This is a genomic window from Methylotenera sp. G11 (assembly GCF_000799735.1).
Classification (GTDB): Bacteria; Pseudomonadota; Gammaproteobacteria; order Burkholderiales; family Methylophilaceae; genus Methylotenera.
In genome coordinates this window covers 1,109,914-1,130,527 of sequence record NZ_JUHH01000001.1, presented here as the reverse complement: position 1 = coordinate 1,130,527, position 20,614 = coordinate 1,109,914, and the positions used below count along the sequence as shown (strand labels likewise).

At 48.9% G+C, this 20,614-nt stretch carries 17 protein-coding genes; 11 read left to right on the top strand and 6 right to left on the bottom strand.

Annotated features, from left to right (window positions below; translation table 11 throughout):
* Positions 1–4: 4 nt before the first annotated feature.
* Complete coding sequence (cysE, locus tag GQ51_RS05165) at positions 5–769, bottom strand: serine O-acetyltransferase (protein WP_047553935.1); 765 nt, start codon at positions 767–769, stop codon at positions 5–7.
* 44 nt (positions 770–813) lie between these two features.
* Complete coding sequence (locus GQ51_RS05160) at positions 814–1,557, bottom strand: RNA methyltransferase (protein WP_200884399.1); 744 nt, start codon at positions 1,555–1,557, stop codon at positions 814–816.
* 103 nt (positions 1,558–1,660) lie between these two features.
* On the opposite strand from GQ51_RS05160, the gene GQ51_RS05155 reads away from it, so the two are divergent.
* The 10 genes from GQ51_RS05155 (at position 1,661) to GQ51_RS05110 (ending at position 13,710) form a co-directional block, all read left to right on the top strand.
* Entirely contained in the window at positions 1,661–2,467 is an 807-nt protein-coding gene (locus GQ51_RS05155) for an inositol monophosphatase family protein (RefSeq protein ID WP_047550639.1), read from the top strand.
* Positions 2,468–2,696: 229 nt separating this feature from the next.
* On the top strand, positions 2,697–4,703 hold the full coding sequence (locus GQ51_RS05150; protein WP_047550635.1) for a site-specific recombinase: 2,007 nt from the start codon (positions 2,697–2,699) through the stop codon (positions 4,701–4,703).
* Positions 4,704–4,838: 135 nt separating this feature from the next.
* The gene (gene cysK, locus GQ51_RS05145; protein ID WP_047550632.1) at positions 4,839–5,816 is read left to right on the top strand and encodes a cysteine synthase A; all 978 of its coding nucleotides are present in this window, start codon (positions 4,839–4,841) and stop codon (positions 5,814–5,816) included.
* 150 nt (positions 5,817–5,966) lie between these two features.
* Complete coding sequence (locus GQ51_RS05140; protein ID WP_047550629.1) at positions 5,967–6,770, top strand: sulfite exporter TauE/SafE family protein; 804 nt, start codon at positions 5,967–5,969, stop codon at positions 6,768–6,770.
* A 564-nt stretch (positions 6,771–7,334) separates the two neighbouring features.
* Positions 7,335–8,216 carry a glucose-1-phosphate thymidylyltransferase RfbA gene (rfbA, locus tag GQ51_RS05135; protein WP_047550626.1) on the top strand — a complete coding sequence of 294 codons (882 nt, stop codon included), beginning with the start codon at positions 7,335–7,337 and terminating at the stop codon, positions 8,214–8,216.
* A 2-nt stretch (positions 8,217–8,218) separates the two neighbouring features.
* Positions 8,219–8,764 carry a dTDP-4-dehydrorhamnose 3,5-epimerase gene (gene rfbC / locus GQ51_RS05130; RefSeq protein WP_047550623.1) on the top strand — a complete coding sequence of 182 codons (546 nt, stop codon included), beginning with the start codon at positions 8,219–8,221 and terminating at the stop codon, positions 8,762–8,764.
* Positions 8,695–9,609, top strand: a complete 915-nt coding sequence (locus GQ51_RS05125; RefSeq protein WP_235276169.1) for an ABC transporter permease — start codon at positions 8,695–8,697, stop codon at positions 9,607–9,609. Before rfbC ends, GQ51_RS05125 begins: the two co-directional genes overlap by 70 nt.
* Positions 9,599–10,816, top strand: coding sequence for an ABC transporter ATP-binding protein (locus GQ51_RS05120; RefSeq protein WP_047550616.1), 1,218 nt, complete (start codon positions 9,599–9,601; stop codon positions 10,814–10,816). The genes GQ51_RS05125 and GQ51_RS05120 overlap by 11 nt, the downstream gene beginning before the upstream one ends.
* Entirely contained in the window at positions 10,809–11,804 is a 996-nt protein-coding gene (locus GQ51_RS05115) for a class I SAM-dependent methyltransferase (protein WP_047550612.1), read from the top strand. Before GQ51_RS05120 ends, GQ51_RS05115 begins: the two co-directional genes overlap by 8 nt.
* Positions 11,805–11,832: 28 nt before the next feature.
* A complete protein-coding gene (locus GQ51_RS05110; RefSeq protein ID WP_152604115.1) occupies positions 11,833–13,710 on the top strand; it encodes a glycosyltransferase family 2 protein in 1,878 nt (625 codons plus the stop codon).
* 190 nt (positions 13,711–13,900) lie between these two features.
* Here the strand turns inward: GQ51_RS05110 and GQ51_RS05105 are convergent, their stop codons facing one another.
* Positions 13,901–14,800, bottom strand: coding sequence for a glycosyltransferase family 2 protein (locus GQ51_RS05105; RefSeq protein WP_047550609.1), 900 nt, complete (start codon positions 14,798–14,800; stop codon positions 13,901–13,903).
* Positions 14,801–15,076: 276 nt separating this feature from the next.
* Here GQ51_RS05105 and mutS point away from each other — a divergent pair, with 276 nt between their 5' ends.
* A complete protein-coding gene (mutS, locus tag GQ51_RS05100; protein WP_052177709.1) occupies positions 15,077–17,689 on the top strand; it encodes a DNA mismatch repair protein MutS in 2,613 nt (870 codons plus the stop codon).
* A 74-nt stretch (positions 17,690–17,763) separates the two neighbouring features.
* On the opposite strand, the gene GQ51_RS05095 is transcribed toward mutS, so the two are convergent.
* From GQ51_RS05095 to GQ51_RS05085, 3 genes are all read right to left on the bottom strand, one after another.
* Positions 17,764–18,243 carry an FKBP-type peptidyl-prolyl cis-trans isomerase gene (locus GQ51_RS05095; protein WP_047550606.1) on the bottom strand — a complete coding sequence of 160 codons (480 nt, stop codon included), beginning with the start codon at positions 18,241–18,243 and terminating at the stop codon, positions 17,764–17,766.
* A gap of 143 nt (positions 18,244–18,386) precedes the next feature.
* Positions 18,387–18,839 carry a YaiI/YqxD family protein gene (locus GQ51_RS05090; protein WP_047550603.1) on the bottom strand — a complete coding sequence of 151 codons (453 nt, stop codon included), beginning with the start codon at positions 18,837–18,839 and terminating at the stop codon, positions 18,387–18,389.
* Positions 18,840–18,949: 110 nt separating this feature from the next.
* Entirely contained in the window at positions 18,950–20,485 is a 1,536-nt protein-coding gene (locus tag GQ51_RS05085; protein WP_047553928.1) for a DEAD/DEAH box helicase, read from the bottom strand.
* Positions 20,486–20,614: the final 129 nt, after the last annotated feature.

Below are 20,614 nucleotides of genomic sequence, written 5' to 3'. Positions count from 1 at the left end.
TGCTTTATTCCTGGTTGCCGGCGGATGTTTTCTTTGCTGCCTGTACTTTGAATGCGTCGCCCACTTCAGTGTCGGTTTCTACATCCATGTTCAGCCGGTCCAGCTGCGCCTGCAGGTTCTGCAGCGCTACATCCTGTTTGGCTGCATGGTCTAAAAGCGAGTGTATGGCCTTGATCATCGGGTCATTTTCATCATTGCCGACCGCGTAGGCAGCAAAACCTATTTTTTGCGCGGTGGCTTCACGCTGTTTGGATTTTTCCTCTTCCAGTATGCGTGCCGGAATGCCGACAGCCGTTGCGTTTGCCGGGACGTCTTTTACCACAACGGCATTGGAACCGATCTTTGCGCCTTCACCAATCGTGATCGGGCCGAGCACTTTTGCGCCGGCGCCGATGACAACCCCGGATTGCAGAGTCGGGTGGCGCTTGCCTTTGTTCCATGAGGTGCCGCCTAAAGTGACGCCATGATAAAGCGTACAGTCATCGCCGATAACGGCAGTTTCACCGATGACGACGCCCATGCCATGGTCAATGAATACGCGGCGACCAATCGTGGCGCCAGGGTGGATCTCGATGCCTGTCAGCCAGCGGCCGATATGTGAAAAAAGGCGGCCCAGCCAGAAGAAATCCTTTTTCCATAGCCAGTGGCTGAACCGATGCATCAGTAGCGCATGCACGCCAGGATAGGTGGTTAAAATCTCCCAGTGCGTGCGTGCGGCGGGGTCGCGCTCGAACACGATGGAGATATCTTCTTTTATATGGTTGAACATAATGTCATTATGCCACAAATCTAAAGTTGACTAAAATAGTAGGTTTAATATTTGGTATGTTTTTTAGGGGTGACCGATAAAGTCAGTATGCCCCTGAGCAGGTTCACTTCTTCTTTTTCCAGCTTGGCGCGTGCATAGATGCGGCGGATGCGTTCAAACAGTTTTTTTGGCGCGCGCGGGTTGATGTAACCGATTTCCGCCAGTACTTCCTGCATGTGCTGGTAGAAACGCTCCAGCTCATCCTGGGTGGCTAACTCTGCCTGCTTTTCATCATAGTGCAGCTTGCCTTCGGTAATCGCCATGCGAATTTCATAGCACATGACCTGAACTGCCTGGGCAAGGTTAAGCGAAGTGTAGTCGGGGTTTGCGGGGATGGTTGCCAGTACTTGGCAGCGGTCGGCCTCTGCGTTTGTAAGGCCGCTCATTTCCGTGCCAAACACCAGTGCCACCTGCTGCTGGCTGGCGATATGGTGTACCTTGTGTGCAGCTTCCCGCACCGTCATCACTTCCTGCGACAGGGAGCGCTCTTTACCGCTGACGCCGATGACGAACTGGCAATCGGCGATGGCTTCTTCCAGCGTTGCCGTCACAACGGCACTATCCAGTACATCGGCGGCATTGACGGCGAGTGATTTGGCTTCGCCGTCAGGGAAGTGCTTGGGGCGTACCAGATACAGGCGATGCAGGCCCATGGTTTTCATGGCGCGGGCGGTTGAACCGATGTTGCCCGGGTGGCTGGTTTGGCATAATACGACGCGGATGTTGTTGAAAATATTTTGTTTTTCCAATTGGATGGCCTGACTGACTCGACGATTTCTTAACACTTGATTTGGTGTTAAGGTCAATAAAAGTTAAAATAGCATTTTATCAGTTCTTTAAGAAAATCTAGTCATGCATCCAATGCTCATCATTGCAGTTAAAGCCGCCCGTGAAGCTGGCCGTATTATCAACCGCGCATCCCAGGATGTTGGGTCACTCAAGGTTCAGTCCAAAACCTATAACGATTTTGTGAGCGATGTGGATCGCGCTGCCGAGCAGGCGATCATCGATGTCCTCAAGGATGCTTATCCTGACCATGGCTTTTTAGGTGAAGAGAGCGGCGAAAGCAATCAGGATGCTGAAAATATCTGGATCATCGACCCGCTGGATGGCACGACGAATTTCCTGCACAGCTTCCCGCAATACTGTATTTCAATCGCACTGCAGCAAAAAGGCGTGCTGACACAAGCCGTGATTTATGACCCGGTGCGCAACGATTTGTTTACCGCCACCAAAGGCCGCGGCGCGTTCTTGAACGACAAGCGCATTCGTGTGACCAGTCGCGCTAAATTACAGGATTCACTGATTGCCACCGGGTTCCCGTTCCGTGATTTTACGCATCTGGATACTTATCTGGGTATGCTGAAAGATATGATCAAGAAAACTACAGGCATCCGCCGTCCGGGTTCTGCTGCGCTTGACCTGGCTTATGTAGCGGCTGGCTGGGTAGACGGTTTCTTTGAAATCAACCTGTCGACCTGGGATATTGCAGCCGGTGGTTTGCTGGTGCAGGAAGCTGGCGGTATCGTGGGTGACTTTGAAGGCAATGAAAGCTGGCTGAAAACCGGCAATATCGTAGCGGCTAACCCTAAGGTTTTTGCACAGATGCTGCAAACGCTTGACCCGCATCTGACCGAGAGCCTTAAAACCCCTAAGTAAGCCATTCGACGCTTAACGCCCAAATCAGCATCTGTCCATCAGCGGCAGATGCGATCCCTGCAAGCTGGGTTTCCTTTTCTTTCACTTGCCTTGCATTGCCGATGGTTCTTGTTTCCTCGGCATTGGTTTAAACTTTTCTCTTGTTTGTTTATCTGATTGAATCGGCCATTTGGAATGGCCGGTCAGTTATCATCATCGAACAGCAATACATTTCGGAACCATATAGAATATGAAAAAGAACGTGAGCCGGAACTTGAATGGCATGGAACAGGTGTTTGAGCAGTATGCTACGCAGCATCATGATGCGCCGCAGTTGATTACCGATCTTATCGCTGAAATCCGGCCGGCCAGGCCTGACCAGACCGAGCTTGCGGTAAAGGCGATCCAGGCGCTTTGCTATCTGCTGACGACCGATGTGCAGAAAGCCCGGTTGTTGCGTGAAGCCGTGCTGCAACTGCTGAGTGAGCGCAATCCAATCTCCCTGTTCCTGATTTCCCGTCACTCGGTATTTACGGGGTTTTTTTCCGAGATGCGCAGGCGCATCTCGCATAAGCTGTTGCCGGATGCGATCAATAGCGACTACCTGATTGATCTGTTCGCGTTGTTCTTCTGCAAAACCACCGATGAGCAATGGGTCAGCGCCGTGCCGGACAGTGTGTGGGCGCAGCTGATCCATGCCTTGCGCTTTGACCAGGCCGACCAGGACGTGGCTGCGGCCTGCCAGCAGAATTTATTTGCTGCGTCGCAGGTGCTTTCTTACCGAATTGCTGCGCTTGGACTGGAGCCGGAGTTGCTGCGCAATTACCCTGAGCTTGAACAGCACAGCTCGCCATTTGTGATGCAGCAGGCAGAGCTGGCGGATGCGCTCAGCGCTCAGGCAGGCCATGCAGGGCAGATCGACATCAAGCACATCCTGGTCATGCTGGATCAATGCAGGGCGATTGTAACGAAGATCAGGCGCAACAGTGCGCAGACGGGCACCAGCATCAACCTGACGCAGCTTTTGCAGCGCATGCTGCAGCAGGTGGCGCGCCTGGAGGAACTGCTGAACATCCTGCATCACTTCCAGCACGGGCAGTCTGCCGACATTGAAATCGTCGGGCTATTCAAGTCGCTGGTATATAGCGAGTGCCACAAGAACGACCTGCATGAGCACTGGCGTGAAAACATGGAAGTGATGGCGGTGCGCGTGACCGAGAATGCAAGCCGCACCGGCGAACACTATATCACCGAGAACCGCAGTGAATACTACGCCCTGATGCGTTCGGCAATGGGGGCGGGGGTGGTCATCGCATTCATGGCGATACTGAAACTCTTTTTCGCCAAGCAGCATCTGGCGCCACTGACTGAAGCAATCGTGTTCAGCCTGAATTATGGGCTTGGATTTATCCTGATCCATATCCTGCATTTCACCGTAGCCACCAAGCAGCCGGCAATGACGGCCGCAGCGATTGCCGCAACGATCGATAACGCCTCTGACAGCAAATCCAAAGAGATGGATAATCTGGTGGCGATGATTGCCAACACCATGCGCAGTCAGCTGGTTGCGATTTTTGGCAATGTGGTGATCGTTATCCCGGTCGCCATGCTGCTGGCGTGGGGTGTGCTCCATTACACCGGTGAGCATTTCATTACACCGGATAAAGCGCATCAGCTGCTGGCAACTATAGACCCGGTTCACAGCGGGTCTTTGGTTTATGCCGGTGTGGCCGGCATCTGTCTGTTCTTGTCGGGTTTGATCGCGGGTTATCATGATAATCTCGCTGTCTATAACAGGATCCCGCAGCGATTGCGTGCGGTGACGTGGCTGCAAAAGCTGCTGGGTGTTCCGCGTCTGGAACGCGTTGCCCAGTACATAGAAAATAACCTGGGGGCATTGGCGGGTAACTTTTACTTTGGCTGCCTGCTGGGCGGCATGAGCGGGCTTGGCATATTGCTGGGCTTGCCGATCGATATCCGCCATATTACATTTTCTTCTGCATTTGTCGGCTTTGCCAGCTTTAGCCTTGATTTCATGCTCAGCTGGCAGGCTGCGGCCTATGCGGCGCTCGGCCTGGTGCTGATCGGGCTGGTGAATCTGGGCGTCAGTTTCAGCCTGGCGCTCTACGTGGCGATGAAGTCAAGAAAAGTGCGGTTCAAGCAGTGGCGGCAATTGCTCAGGAGTCTGGCGACGCGCATTAACCAGCACCCGGGTGAATTTATTCTGCCGCCAAAGAAATCCAGGAATGCGGATTAATATTACTTTTCGTGCTATTTAAATAAGTAACAGCTATTGTTTGCAGTAAACTGGTTTTGTTAGAGTATTATTTTTTGCTTGGTCTCATTGTTTTAATCTGATTAAGCGCTTGCCGAATTCAAAGGAATATTCATCATGTCTAACTGGTTTGAAGATAACGCCCAATCTATAGGCAATACGCCGCTCATTAAGCTGAATCGCATCACGGATGGCGCTGCGGCAACCGTGCTGGCAAAAGTCGAAGGACGCAACCCGGCTTATTCGGTTAAATGCCGCATTGGTGCCGCCATGATCTGGGATGCGGAGCAGCGTGGCTTGTTAGGCCCCGGAAAAGAGCTCATCGAGCCTACCAGCGGCAACACAGGTATTGCGCTGGCTTTTGTCGCCGCTGCACGCGGTATTCCGATCACATTGACCATGCCGGAAACCATGAGCATCGAGCGGCGCAAGCTGCTGGTGGCTTATGGCGCAAAACTGGTGCTGACTGAAGGCGCCAAAGGCATGAGTGGCGCGATTGCCAAGGCAGAGGAAATCGCAGCTTCTGATCCTGGTCGATATGTGCTGCTGCAGCAGTTCAAAAACCCGGCCAACCCGGCGATTCACGAAAAAACCACCGGCCCTGAAATCTGGGATGCGACCGATGGCAAGCTGGACATCTTTATTGCCGGGGTGGGCACCGGCGGCACGATCACCGGCGTGTCGCGTTACCTGAAGAATACCAAAGGTAAAAACGTATTGACGGTTGCGGTAGAGCCTGCTGCCAGCCCGGTGTTAAGCCAGAAGCGGGCAGGTGAGGAACTGAAACCGGCACCACATAAAATTCAGGGCATAGGCGCAGGTTTTGTGCCGGATACGCTGGATTTATCAGTGGTAGATGATATTGCCCAGGTAAGCAATGAAGAGGCGGTGCTTTATGCGCAGCGCCTGACAAAAGAAGAAGGCATCCTGTCCGGTATTTCCTGCGGCGCGGCGGTGGCAGCTGCTGTGCGTTATGCTAAAAGACCGGAGCATGCTGGTAAAACCATCGTCGTGATCCTGCCTGATTCGGGTGAGCGTTATCTGAGCTCCATTTTGTTTGAGGGCTTGTTTGATGCGCAGGGTATCGCAGTCTAGGGTATTTTAACGCAGGGGATTGTTCGGGGACTTGCATGGATTGGCCTGCAGGCTTAACGGATGATTTTAGAGAACACAAACATAGCAGCGCAGCCTTGCAACAGGCTGCGCTGCTATGTTTTAAGGAAACGGGTTTAAAAGGAACGGCTTGTGAGCATCGAACTGGTTTTGGTTTTTATCGTGCTGGGCATATTTGTCGGCTTTATGGCGGGTCTGCTGGGTATCGGCGGCGGAGGCATACTGGTGCCGGTGCTTACGACTATTTTTATCCACCAGGGTTTCCCTATCGATAATGTGGTGCATATCGCGCTGGGGACTTCCATGGCCTGCATCATGGTCACTTCATTTTCAAGCCTGCGTGCGCACCATGCCAACGGTGCCGTGATCTGGCACCTGGTGAAAGCCATGTGGCCGGCGATTGTAGCCGGTACTTTCCTGGCGACTTTCATTGCAGCGCAAATCAGCTCTAAAGGCCTGGCCATATTCTTTTCCGTATTCATGGCGTATGTGGCATCGCAGATGTTTCGCAGTAAAAGAATACAAGCTTCCGGCAGGGATGCGGGCCAGGCTGAATTAGGCCTGGTCGCATTCGGTATCGGTGCAATATCGGCGCTGGTGTCGATAGGTGGTGGGTCGCTGACGGTGCCTTATCTGAACTGGCGCAATATCGATATCCGCAAAGCGATCGGGACTTCCGCCGCCCTTGGTTTTCCGATTGCGATTACCGGCACGCTCGGCTATCTGATTAACGGCATTGCGGCAGGGGGCAGCACCCCGCAATACACGCTAGGGTTTGTTTACCTGCCGGCCGTGCTGCTCGTGACTATCCCCAGTTTTTTTACTGCACCGATAGGCGCAAGGCTGACACAAAGCTTGCCGGTACAGACCCTGAAGAAGATCTTTGGCGTACTGCTCCTGGTGTTAAGTATCAAAATGCTGGTTTCCCTGCTGTAACAACAAGCATCCGTAGGGATGCTTTATTTTACTTTTACCTTAAAAACCTTTCAGCCCTGTAGCCCGGGGCATCTTCTCTTGCCGCAAAACGGCAATTCACCTCGTCATTTTTGCGTTAGCCAGAACTTAGGCGCTTATCCTGGATACAAACGAGCGCAAGTGGGCTTAAGTGTTAGTTTTCCGCTGCCAATCACGCGCTTGTTTTGTGTGGATGCCTTACCTTGCTTAGCCAGCCTCGGTTTTCATTTCTGTTACAGCAGATGTCATGCTTGCGCTTTGTCTGCTGCAATAAACAGCTTCTTGACGTAATTCTTCAGTAATCATGTATTTTTTCGATTTTTCCGCAAATCAGTTTGCACAGCGTATTGGTGTTGTGTTTTTAATATAAATGGAATTATTTTCCATTTTTATATATATTAATAGTTTCGTTGTTTACAAAATTAATTGGGGGTTGTTCTTTTGATTTAAAGCGCGTTTAAATTTAAAGAATACTTTTGAACTTCACTTCTTCAATTGGCAAAGTGGTGTGACACGTATGCTGTTAGATAATCTGGAAAAACAATCATGACCAAACGTAAAGGAATAATTCTCGCTGGTGGTTCCGGCACACGACTCTATCCGGTTACGAAGGTCGTTTCCAAGCAACTGCTGCCTATTTACGATAAGCCGATGATCTACTATCCGCTCAGCACCTTAATGCTGGCTGGCATCCGGGACATATTTATTATTTCAACGCCACAAGATTTGCCACGCTTTGAAGCGCTCTTGGGGACTGGAGCCGACTGGGGTATCAACCTGCAATATGCAGTGCAGCCATCACCTGATGGTCTTGCGCAGGCATTTATTATTGGCCGTGACTTTGTGGGTAATGACCCGAGCGCGTTAGTGCTTGGTGATAATATTTTTTATGGTCATGACTTTGATAATCAGTTAAGGCAGGCGGCCATGCGCGATGAAGGTGCTACAGTATTTGCTTATCATGTTTCTGACCCTGAACGCTATGGTGTGGTCGATTTTGATCAGGAAGGTCGCGCCATCTCTCTGGAAGAAAAGCCCGTGCAGCCTAAGAGTCATTTTGCAGTGACAGGACTTTACTTCTACGATAATCAGGTGTTGGATATCGCTGCAAGTATCAAACCTTCTGCGCGTGGTGAGCTTGAGATCACCGATGTGAATAAAATCTATCTGGAGCGTAAGCAATTAAATGTGGAGGTGATGGGGCGTGGTTATGCGTGGCTAGATACCGGCACATATGAGAGCTTGGCCGAGGCCAGTAACTTTATTGAAACTATAGAGCACAGACAGGGACTCAAGGTTTGCTGCCCAGAGGAAATTGCCTATCGACGTGGTTATATTAATGCTGAGCAACTGCAAAGACTTGCAACTCCACTTTCCAGGAATGGCTATGGACAGTATCTGTTACAGCTGTTAAAGGAAAGTATCTGATCATGAAAGTTACCCTTACAGCTATCCCAGAAGTGCTAATCGTGGAACCCAAAGTATTTGGTGATAATCGCGGATTCTTTTTTGAAAGTTTTAATCAGGCGGAGTTTGAGCTTGCTGTTGGCCGGCAAGTTAATTTTGTGCAAGATAACCATTCGCGCTCAGTTCAGAACGTATTGCGAGGTTTACATTATCAAATTCAACAGCCACAAGGCAAACTTGTGCGTGTAGTGCAAGGCGAAGTGTTTGATGTAGCGGTAGACCTTCGTGAAAGTTCGCTGACGTTTGGCAAATGGGTGGGCGAAATTCTGTCTGCAGATAACAAAAAACAGCTATGGATACCGGAGGGTTTCGCTCATGGTTTTGTAGTGCTTTCAGAAACAGCCGAGTTTTTATATAAGACCACTGATTACTATGCGCCAGAATTTGAGCGTAGTATTGCCTGGAATGACCCGGCCATTGGCATTCAATGGCCTATAGAATGCAAACCTACTTTGTCTGCGAAAGATCAGCAAGCCAAAACCTTGGCCATATCGGAATCCTTTGCATGACCCACACTACAACGATCAACCCGCATGCAGCGCAGCCTGCGTCGCTTATGGCTTTGCTGCATAGCTTGCGGCGTAATCGCCAGCTGATTATACAAATGACCAGGCGCGAAGTTATTGGCCGCTATAAAGGCTCCGTAATGGGCTTGGCCTGGTCTTTTTTCAATCCCGTACTTATGCTGGCGGTGTATACCTTTGTGTTCTCGGTCGTATTTAAGGCACGTTGGGGTACCGGTGCTGGAGATAGTAAAACACTATTTGCACTTGTGCTGTTTGTCGGCATGATCGTACATGGTGTGTTCTCGGAAGCGCTCAATCGAGCACCGAACTTGATTCTTTCCAATGTTAATTACGTTAAAAAAGTAGTGTTTCCGCTCGAAATCCTGCCCGTAATCACTATGGCTGTTGCACTGTTCCATAGCATGGTCAGTTTGAGTGTGCTGCTTATTGCATTCGTTGTTTTCAATGGTTATTTGCATTGGACGGCGATGTTTATACCACTGGTATTGCTGCCGTTTGTCACTCTCACACTTGGTTTTGCCTGGATGCTGGCATCTATAGGCGTTTTTATACGTGATGTCGGTCAGGTGATAGGCATGATTACAACGGTAATGCTATTTTTGGCGCCGGTATTTTATCCAGTGTCGGCAGTGCCAGCAGATATCCGTCCATTGATTATGGCAAACCCGCTTACCTTCATGATTGAGCAGACACGGGAAGTCATGATTTTTGGGCATTTGCCTGACTGGGCTGGATTAGGTATTTACACTGTTGCCGCAACCATAGTCGCCTGGGCTGGCTACGCATTGTTTCAAAAGACCAGGAAGGGGTTTGCTGATGTCCTCTGATGATATTGTGATCAGCGTTAAAAACCTGAATAAATGCTTTCAAATCTATGAAACACCGCGTGACAGGCTTAAGCAATTCGTGCTGACGCGTATGCAGCGTTTTTTCGGTAAACCATCCCAGCAATATTACCGTGAATTCCAGGCACTCAAAGATGTGTCATTTGAAATCAAAAAAGGTGAAACCGTCGGGATTGTAGGGCGCAACGGTAGTGGTAAATCTACCTTGCTGCAAATCATCTGCGGCACGCTCGCTCCCACGAGCGGCAATGTGGAAACCAGTGGTAGAGTGGCTGCGCTGCTGGAACTGGGCTCAGGGTTTAACCCCGAATTCACGGGACGTGAAAATGTTTATATGAATGCTGCCGTCCTTGGTTTAAGCCAAGAGGAAATAGGCAAGCGTTTCGACGATATTGCTGTCTTTGCTGATATTGGCGATTTTATTGAGCAGCCAGTCAAAACCTATTCAAGTGGCATGACAGTAAGGTTGGCATTTTCTGTTGCAATTCATGTGGATCCGGATATCTTGATTGTGGATGAGGCTCTCGCAGTTGGGGATATTGCATTTCAAATGAAATGCCTGGATAAAATGGAGAAAATACGGTCTTCTGGCACTACTGTACTGTTTGTTTCTCATAGTTTGGAACAGATAAAGCGATTTTGTGATGTCGCAGTTTGGATTGATCAAGGAAAGGTTAAGCAAACAGGCGAATCCAATTATGTAACAGATCAGTTTCGTGATGCCTCTCTGCGGAAATCAGCCATTTCAGAGCAATCGCTAAACAGATTGACAGCGAATAACAGCTCAGTTGCGATGATATCTTCTGTGAGTGTTAGTGCTGTTAATCTTGCGCCTTTTCAGCCTTTTTCGGTAGGTATCACCTATTCAGTTGGAAAACTCCCGTTACCGAAACTATTGATCGGCGTAGCAATTCGTGACATTGCGGGGGTATATATATTTGGTCCTAATACCCGGCTTGATCAGGTGGCCATACCCTATACATCCGGTACACATATTGTTGAATATGTGATTCCTAGATTGCCTTTGTTGACAGGCACTTTCGTTATTGATGTGGGGTTATTTACTGATGGCGGCTTGGTATGTGTTGATTATCTTGCTGCTGCTTCTGAAATCAACGTAGCTGGAGAGTACTTCAGTGAGGGTCTTGTGTACATAGATCATGAATGGAGAGCCATTCACCATGGATAAGAATACATCTATTCCTTTCGATCAATATCAGCGTTACGGCATAGCTTGTCGCGCGATTGAAGCCGTGCGTAAAAATGGGCATGTACTTAACATTCTTGAAGTAGGTGCCAATACCCACAAGCTACTAGGTTCATTATTACCCCATGACAATATCGTCTATCTCGACCGTGAGATCCCTTTGGAGATGCGTAATTCCGGCGATATGATTCTTGGCGATGCCACAGATCTGATTTTGCCTAATGAAAGTTTTGATGTGGTAGTTGCGCTTGATGTGTTTGAGCATATTCCAGAGTCACGTCGAGAAGCCTTTCTTGCACATACATGCCGTGTTGCGCGTTTACTTACAATCATCGGAGCCCCATTTGATTCATCTTCAACAGTTAAAGCTGAGCAAAAGGCCTTGGAGTACTGGAACAGCCTGTTTCATTCACCTTATCGCTGGTTAGTTGAACATGCAGAACACGGGTTGCCGAATCTTGATGCATCGATTCAGACAGTATCTTCATTGGGCTACTATTTACACACTCTTAAGCATGGGGATATCAGGTTGTGGACTGCGCTTATGGAAGGGCATTTTGCCAAGGAGCGTGTTGATGCTCTGAAGCCAGTTGTATCCTTGATGGATCAATATTATAGAAATTATCTTTTTGAGCGGGACTTTTCTGCTTCAGAAACATACCGTCAATTTTTATTTTGTAGCTGTGAACCCAATGTGATTAAAAAACTAAAAGTGTTTTTTGATGGATTGAAAATAGAATCAAATGAAAATAATCATGCCGACCTTGTTTTTCTTGAGTTTTTGAATTTAATATCGCTCATCGCAACCGATATTAATAGCCAGATAGTCAGCTTGAATCAAAAAGTATCTGAACGTGACGCCGTAATAGACGCAATCACATCATCACACTCATGGCGAATGACACGACCACTCCGCCTTTTGGCTCGTTTTTTTCGACAATTTTTAAAACCAACCATAAAAAATAATTAATTCTAAAAGCTTACATACCTTTAAATTTATGAATCACATTACTCGTAAGTTTTGGCGACTTGTTCAAATAGCAATCCATTTACCGCGGCATATCAGACGTTCCGGAGGGTTTTTACAGGCCATGCGGAAAACAGTTGCTGTGTTGAAACAAGAAGGCTTTAGGGGTGTTGCGGCCAGGTTGGCTGTCCCGAATGATAATAATAATTATCAAAAATGGATTCTCTTTTATGACATGCTTTCTGATATCACTCGCAACTGTATGCGTCAAAAAATTGAGCATATGCCTCATAAGCCGCTGATTTCGGTAGTGATGCCAACTTACAACCCTAAATCCGAGTGGTTGATTGAAGCTATCGAGTCGGTTCGCAAGCAAATTTATCCTTACTGGGAATTATGTATTGCTGATGATGCTTCTACCGATAAAGCTGTTAAGTCGATTCTTGAATATTATGCTAAAGAAGACCCTCGTATAAAGGTGGTCTTTCGTGAGCAAAACGGGCACATTTCTGCCGCATCAAATAGCGCGCTTGAATTGGCAACTGGAGAATGGCTAGCCTTATTGGATCATGATGATCTATTGAGTGAGCATGCATTGTATTGGGTGGCCGATGCCATTCATCAAAATTCAGGTTTGAAACTTATATACTCAGACGAAGACAAGATTGATGAAAACGGAAACAGGCAAGCCCCGTATTTCAAGAGTGATTGGAATCAGGATTTATTTTATTCACATAATCTTATTACGCATTTAGGAGTTTACAGAGCGGATCTTGTGCGAGATATTGGCGGATTCAGGCTTGGTTTTGAGGGCGCGCAGGATTACGATTTAGCTTTGCGGTGTATAGAAAAAATTGGGGCTGAGAATATACATCACATCCCCAGGGTGCTATATCACTGGCGCATGCATAGTGCAAGTACATCGCTAGCAATAGACAACAAGTCATATGCACTAAATGCAGGCCTTACCGCATTGAATGAACATTTGTCGCGACTAGACTTGGGAGCTAAAGCCGAGTTAACGCCGAGCGGATTCCGTGTGCGATACCCATTGCCTGATAACCTGCCTTTGGTCAGTCTTATCATTCCAACCAGAAATGGTTATGAACTCATAAAACAGTGTATTGATAGCATCCTTGCTGATACTGCCTATCCTGAATATGAAATTATTATTGTAGACAATGGCTCTGATGAAGCTAAAACACTTGAATATTTTCAGTTATTAGAATCTGACTCAAGAGTTAAAGTTTTGCGAGATGCGGGACCTTTTAATTATTCTGCACTTAATAATGAGGCTGTTAAACATGCGAATGGTGAGTTGATCGGTCTTGTCAACAATGACATTCAAGTGATAACGCCAGACTGGCTAACTGAAATGGTCAGCCATGCAGTTCGCCCTGAGGTTGGCGCTGTTGGGGCAAGATTGTGGTATCCAGATGATACACTTCAGCATGGAGGTGTAATACTAGTCAGTGGAGTTGCAGGACATGCACACAAAGGTATTAAACGAGGGAGTTCTGGATACTTTGGAAGGGCGGATTTGATTCAAAGTTTTTGTGCTGTTACAGCGGCTTGTTTAATTGTAAGAAAATCTCTTTATGAAGAGGTTGGTGGACTAAATGAAACAGATCTCAAAGTAGCATTTAACGATGTGGATTTCTGTTTAAGGCTGTTTATTAGAGGTTATAAAAATATTTGGACGCCCTATGCCGAGTTATACCATCATGAGTCAGCAACTCGAGGGTTAGAGGATACTGAAGAAAAAAGGGAGCGATTTCAAAATGAAATTGATTACATGAAGAAAAACTGGCAATACTTATTAGCCAGTGATCCATCTTACAATTTGAATTTAGCTGATCGTGAGGATTTTAGCCTTGCATGGCCACCTAGATTGAAAAATAAATCTTAAATTCCTCATGTAACTGAATGACATTCCTTGAATACCCCCAAAGATATTGGCGGAACAAAAAACGCCATCTAGTTAGGTATGCACTTTCTGCTTGAGGGTTCCAGTTTGATGGGGCAGGGTAGGGGTACTTTAGTTGCGAAGTGCCGTTACTACAGTTCCATGCATACTGTACTGTTCTTATCAAGAAAATCTAAATTTTATTAATAATAGTCGCCAGCCAAAGCGATAGTGTGCCTCGCCAAGTCTGGCGATAAAGCCCGCATACTTCCAATAAGCGAATTCTATCTTTTAGTTTTGCACCGCGGAATTTTCCGAATACATCTAAAACATCCTGGTTATCTTTAGTGAGTAAGTGGCGGTTGTTACATAAGGCTGTGTAGTTCAGGTTATTCCAGATTTTGAAGCGGTCATTAAAAACAAAGAATATCCGTTCAATCCTGGCTTTTAATGAAGTATTCGCACCTATGACGGAATGTGTGTGCTGTCGGTAAAACAATGCTGGTTTAGGGTCGTAATAAAATATGCCGCCAGCGCCTTTCACCAACTGGTATAGCCACCAGTCGTGGGCGACTACTTTTTGCAAGCCGGCTTGTTCCATCAGTGATTTAGCGGCTTGGTTAAACATCATGGTGTTTCCGCCAGCTATACTCTGCACTAAAGCGTTCCTGAATGATCTTGGCAGCGTGAATTCAGGTGAGAAGCCAACTGGGTTCAGTGCTTCATCTACTATCTGCGTGCGACTACCATAGGCTCTGGGCAGTTGCGATTCATTATTGTCATTAAAATAGGCGATCGCTCTCTCTAGTTTGTCTGCCATCCAAACATCGTCCTGATCTGAAAAAGCATAGAAGTCAGCATAAATCGTTGCGTCGCAGGCCATGGATAAAAAGTTTAAGCAGAACCCTTGCTGTGGGCCTTGACGTATTTGCAGGCGGTCAGAACCCCATTTCAACTGGAATTGTCTGGCAATAGTCAATGTATTGTCGCTAGAGCCATCGTCACTGATTATGACGCGCCAGTCCTGGTGTGTCTGGTCTGCAATCGATTGCAGTTGCTCCGCTAGATACTCCCCGCCGTTGTAGGTAGACATGAGTATGCAGACGTGGTTTAGTATTTTTTGTGATGACATATGTTTTTTATCAGAGACATAATGTAATACTAATGATTAGTTATGCAAATAACACGCATTTATTGTATGGGATTTTAACCCATTTTTAATTCGATTGACTACCAGCCTGTTTTTAATTCCGTAAAAATTAAAGTGCTAAACTAACTGATCATGTCAGGTTGTGTGGAAAAAGAAGGTCGCCTGATATTCAAGTGGGTTAAAATCAACTTACCTTAGCTTGCAGTTATTAATCCGTAAATGAAAACATCACAAGAACATAATAAACCAGATATTAATTCATTTGAGAGCCACACGCCCATGATGCGCCAGTATCTGGGGTTGAAAGCGCAGCATCCGGATATGCTGCTGTTCTATCGCATGGGTGATTTCTATGAGCTGTTTTTCGAGGATGCCGAAAAAGCCGCTAAATTACTCGGCATTACCCTCACACAGCGTGGCAGCAGCAATGGCCAGCCTATTAAAATGGCCGGCGTACCGTATCATGCGGCAGAGCAGTACCTGGCCAAGCTGGCCAAGCTGGGTGAGGCTGTTGCAATCTGCGAACAGGTGGGTGACCCGGCCACCAGTAAAGGCCCGGTGGCGCGCGAGGTTGCAAGAATCTTAACGCCAGGTACTCTGACAGACACGGCCTTGCTGGACGAGTCACGGGATAATCAGCTGCTCAGTATTTTTCAGTTAGATGGCGTGCTGGGTCTGGCACGGCTGAATCTGGCTTCCGGCAGTTTCGTTTTAAGTGAGATTGCCGTTGGTTTGCTTGCGCAGGAGATTGAGCGTATTGCGCCAAGTGAGATATTGTTTGCTGATGATTTCCAGCATGTTGCCATCAACTCGACTAAGGCTGCCAGGAAACGCTTAAGTCCGTGGCAGTTTGATTTCGACAGCGCGTTCAGTACGCTTACCAGGCAGTTCAATACTTATGATCTGAATGGCTTCGGCTGTGCAGATTTAAAACCGGCGATCTGTGCCGCCGGCGCTCTGCTTGATTATGTCAAGCATACGCAGCGCACGACCTTGCCGCATATCAATGCAATCAGTGTAGAAAGCACTAGCGCTTATATCCAGCTGGATGCCGCAACGCGCCGCAACCTTGAGATCGACGTTACGCTGCGCGGTGAGGCATCGCCTACGCTGTATTCGCTGCTGAATACTACGCAAACCGCCATGGGCGCGCGTCTGCTCAGGCAATGGCTGCATCATCCGCTGCGGGATAGAAGCCTGAGTATGAAGCGCCACGAGGCGATTGATGACTTGATACAAAATGGGAGTGACGCTGCGTTGAGGCAGGGGCTCAGGCCAATCGGCGATATAGAGCGCATTACGGCGCGAGTTGCTTTAAAAACAGCACGGCCTCGCGATTTGTCGGGGCTTGCCGCAAGTTTGCAACAGCTGCCATTATTGCAGGCTCTGCTGCACAACCAGGCTGCCGGTCTGCTGCAAACTTTGGGTGAACATTTATCCGCGCCGCCTGCGGTAGTGAACCTGCTCACCACTGCAATCAAGGCCGAGCCCAGTGTGGTATTGCGCGAGGGCGGCGTGATCGCCGATGGTTACGATGCAGAGCTGGACGAGCTGCGTGCGATTCAGACCGATCACGGCGACTTTCTGCTGCAATTCGAAGCGGCCGAAAAAGAACGCACCGGTATTGCCAACCTGAAAGTCGAATACAACAGTGTGCATGGTTTTTATATCGAGATGAGCCGCACGCAGGCCGAAAGCGCACCTGCCGAATACCGCCGCCGCCAGACACTCAAGAACGTAGAGCGTTTCATTACGCCTGAACTCAAAGCGTTTGAGGATAAGGTGCTGAGTGCGAATGACCGTGCGCTGGCGCGCGAAAAAATGCTGTATGAGCAAGTACTGGCTGAGCTTGGCCAGCATATTGCCGTGTTGCAGACTAATGCCGGTGCAGTGGCAAGCCTGGATGTGCTGTGCTGTTTTGCCGAACGGGCAATCAGCCTGAATTACGTTGCGCCACAGTTTACTACCGAGGCTGGTATCGAGATTGTCAATGGCCGTCATCCGGTTGTGGAACAGATTACTGTGCAATCTTCCGGTCAGCCGTTTATTGCCAATGATGTAAGCCTGAACCCTTACCGCCAGCTATTATTGATAACCGGGCCTAATATGGGCGGTAAATCTACTTTTATGCGGCAAACGGCGCTGATCGTCCTGCTTGCGAATTGTGGCTGCTACGTGCCGGCTACCTCGGCGAAAATTGGTGAAATTGACCGCATCATGACGCGCATCGGCGCGTCGGATGACTTGGCGGGCGGCCGTTCCACATTCATGGTGGAAATGACGGAAACCGCGAATATCCTGCATAACGCAACCGATAAGACACTGGTGCTGCTGGATGAAATCGGCCGCGGCACCTCTACGTTTGACGGTTTGAGCCTGGCCTGGGCAGTTGCCAAACAACTGCTCGAAAAGAACAGGTCATATACCTTGTTTGCAACCCATTATTTTGAGCTGACGCGCATCGTGGATGAGTTCAAATTCGCAGCGAATGTGCATCTGGATGCAGTAGAGCATGGCAACAATATCGTATTCATGCACAAGGTCGAAGAAGGGGCGGCCAATCAAAGCTATGGCCTGCAGGTTGCCCAGCTGGCCGGAATCCCCAGGAGCGTGGTGAATGCCGCAAAGCGGAAGTTGACACAGCTGGAGAGTAATCAGGTTGCGGTGAGTTCAGTACAGCCGGATATGTTTGTTGTGGATACGCTGCCAGAAGAGGTTCTGGTGCATCCGGTAGTTTCCGAGCTGGAAATTATTCAGCCAGATGATTTAACGCCCAGGCAGGCGCTGGAAATGCTGTATAAGCTGAAAAATATAGCTGCCAGTGCACCCTGAAAACCCAGGTGCAACGTGGCAGCTGCTTACGAGAATGACAGCCGGATTGTTTACGACAAGCGGCTGTCATGCATTTAGTGGTGGTGGCCGCCGGCGCCATGTACGTGCTGATGGGCAACTTCTTCTTTATTGGCTTCACGCACATCGGTGATGGTCGCAGTGAAAATTACACGTTCGCCAGCCCAAGGATGGTTGCCGTCAACCACGACTTTGCCATCAGCGATTTCTGAAACTGTGTACAGGATCACTTCGCCGGTTTCATCTTCACCTTCAAACTGCATGCCTACTTTCAGCTCAGCGGCAGGGAAAGCGCTTGCCGGCTCGATTTGCACCAGTTCTTCGTCATAGTCACCGAAAGCATCGACTGGCTGCAAGTCTACAGTCACAACATCGCCCACATTTTTGCCATGCATGGCTTCTTCAACCTTAGGGAAAATGTTGTCATAGCCACCGTGCAGGTAAGCCACTGGGTCGCTGCTTGATTCAAGCACGTTGCCATCGGCATCTTTTAATTCATAAGTCATTGATACTACGGTGTTCATTGCGATTTGCATGGTTGGTTCCTCAAGCTGGGCTTTGTGAATAAAAGCCCAGATAAAATTAACGGTAAAATAACGCTGTGTAAAAAAATTAAGTGTAAGATTTTAAACTATATTTTGAATATTCTTAAATTAAATATTCCGGTTCAGGCAGGTATTCAGGTTTTGTGGTGTTTTGTAATCAGGCGGTCAAGTGTCGCCGCAAAGGCCTGTCGGTCGCCCTGGTTAAAGCTGGCCGGGCCGTTGATATCTACGCCGTTGCTGCGTAATTCTTCCATCAGGTTGCGCATGGCCAGCCGTTCTTTAATATTGGCAATCGTATAAAGCTCGCCGCGCGGATTAAGCGCAAAACCGCCTTTTTCCACCACTTGAGCAGCCAGCGGAATGTCGGCAGTAATGACCAGGTCGCCAGATTCCATCTCCAGCACAATCCGGTTGTCAGCTACATCAAAGCCGCCTGGCACCTGCATGGTTTTGATAAAGGCCGATGGCGGTGTGCGCAAAAACTGGTTGGCCACCAGTGTGGTTGTAATTTGCGCACGTATCGCGGCCCTGAATAAAATTTCTTTAATCACTACCGGACAGGCATCGGCATCGACCCAGATTTTCATGGACTAAAAACTTTTTTCAAAATATTTATACAAGTAAATTTGGTCGCTTTATATGCAGCTATTAGAACCCTCGTCATACCAGCCTCCGCTGGTATGACAGACCTCAGGTTCTAGCGGCCTCTGCCACCGCTTCTATGCTGGCTGTTTGGGTTGGTAGCTGATCTGCCGCCACCATTTGTACGTGTGCCGCCATTGTTTGAGCGCGGTCTGTTGCCGTACGGGCTGGGAGGCGGGCTGAACAATGCTGATTGCGGCATGGCCTGGTGGCGCGCCGCTTCCGACATAGGTTTGTTTGCTGCTTTTGGGGCGTTTCTGTTTGGCTGCCTGTCTTGTGCCGGTTTGTTGCCGGTTGGCTGGTTATTGCTTGATTGGCCACTGTTTTTCTGACTGCCGTTCTGCTGGCCGGCACTTTGCGGCTTGCGCTTCTGGCCGTGCTGCGGGCGTGGTGCGCGTGGCGCTTCCGGTTCTGGGTTGGCGTTCGGTGTAAAGCCTTCAACCTGCACTTTTGGAATCTCGCGTTTGATCAGCTTTTCAATATCTTTAAGCAGTTTGAGTTCTTCACGGTCTACCAGCGATACCGCTGCGCCGCTGCTGCCGGCACGGCCAGTACGGCCAATGCGGTGTACATAGTCTTCCGGCACGTTCGGTAGCTCAAAGTTAACCACTTGCGGCAGCTGGTCGATATCCAGGCCGCGCGCTGCAATATCGGTTGCGACCAGTACGCGTACGCTGCCATCTTTGAACTGGGCGAGTGCCTTGGTGCGTGCGCCCTGGCTTTTGTTGCCGTGAATGGCCGCAGCTTCGATGCCATCCTTAACCAGTTTTTCTGCCAGGCGGTTCGCGCCGTGTTTGGTGCGGGTGAATACCAGTACCTGTTTCCAGTCATTAGCGGTTACCAGATGGCTCACCAGGTCGCGCTTATGCGATTGCGGCACCATGTGCACGGTTTGCGTCACCAGCTCTGATGCGGTGTTGCGGCGCGCTACTTCAACAAAGCCCGGGTTATGCAGCAAGCCGTCGGCCAGGGCTTTGATCTCATCCGAAAATGTAGCTGAGAACAGCAGGTTCTGACGCTGTTTAGGCAGCATAGCCAGGATTTTCTTGATATCGCGGATAAAGCCCATATCCAGCATGCGGTCGGCTTCATCCAATACTAGGATTTCCACCCCTGACAGATCAATGGTTTTCTGTCCGGCGTGGTCCAGTAGGCGGCCCGGCGTGGCCACCAGGATATCCAGCGGTTTTTTCAGGCGGCTGATCTGCGGATTGATATTGACGCCGCCGAAGATCACGGTAGAAGTGAGCGGCAGATGTTTGCCGTAGACTTTTACGGATTCTTCAATCTGGGCGGCCAGTTCACGTGTCGGGGTCAGCATCAGGCAGCGCGGGCGGCCTTTTGCAGCTTCAGCATGTGGTTTCTGGCTCAGTAAATGCAGGATCGGCAATGTGAAGCCTGCGGTTTTGCCGGTACCGGTTTGCGCGCCGGCCAGCAGGTCGCCGCCGTTCAGCACCAGCGGAATGGCTTTCGCCTGTATCGGTGTCGGGTTGGTGTAACCGGTATCGGAAATCGCGCGCAGAATCGGCTCGCATAGTCCTAACTCATTAAAGCTGAGTGTGCTTTTTTCAATCGAAAGATCCGCTTTGATGGCTTCGGGTTGAAACCCATCAATAGGCGAGTTTATTTCATTTGTATTCGTTGTTTGTGCTGTCAAGGCAGTGCTCCAGTTTAGGTATTAGGCCGACCTATTACTTTAATGAAGCAACACCAATCGAGG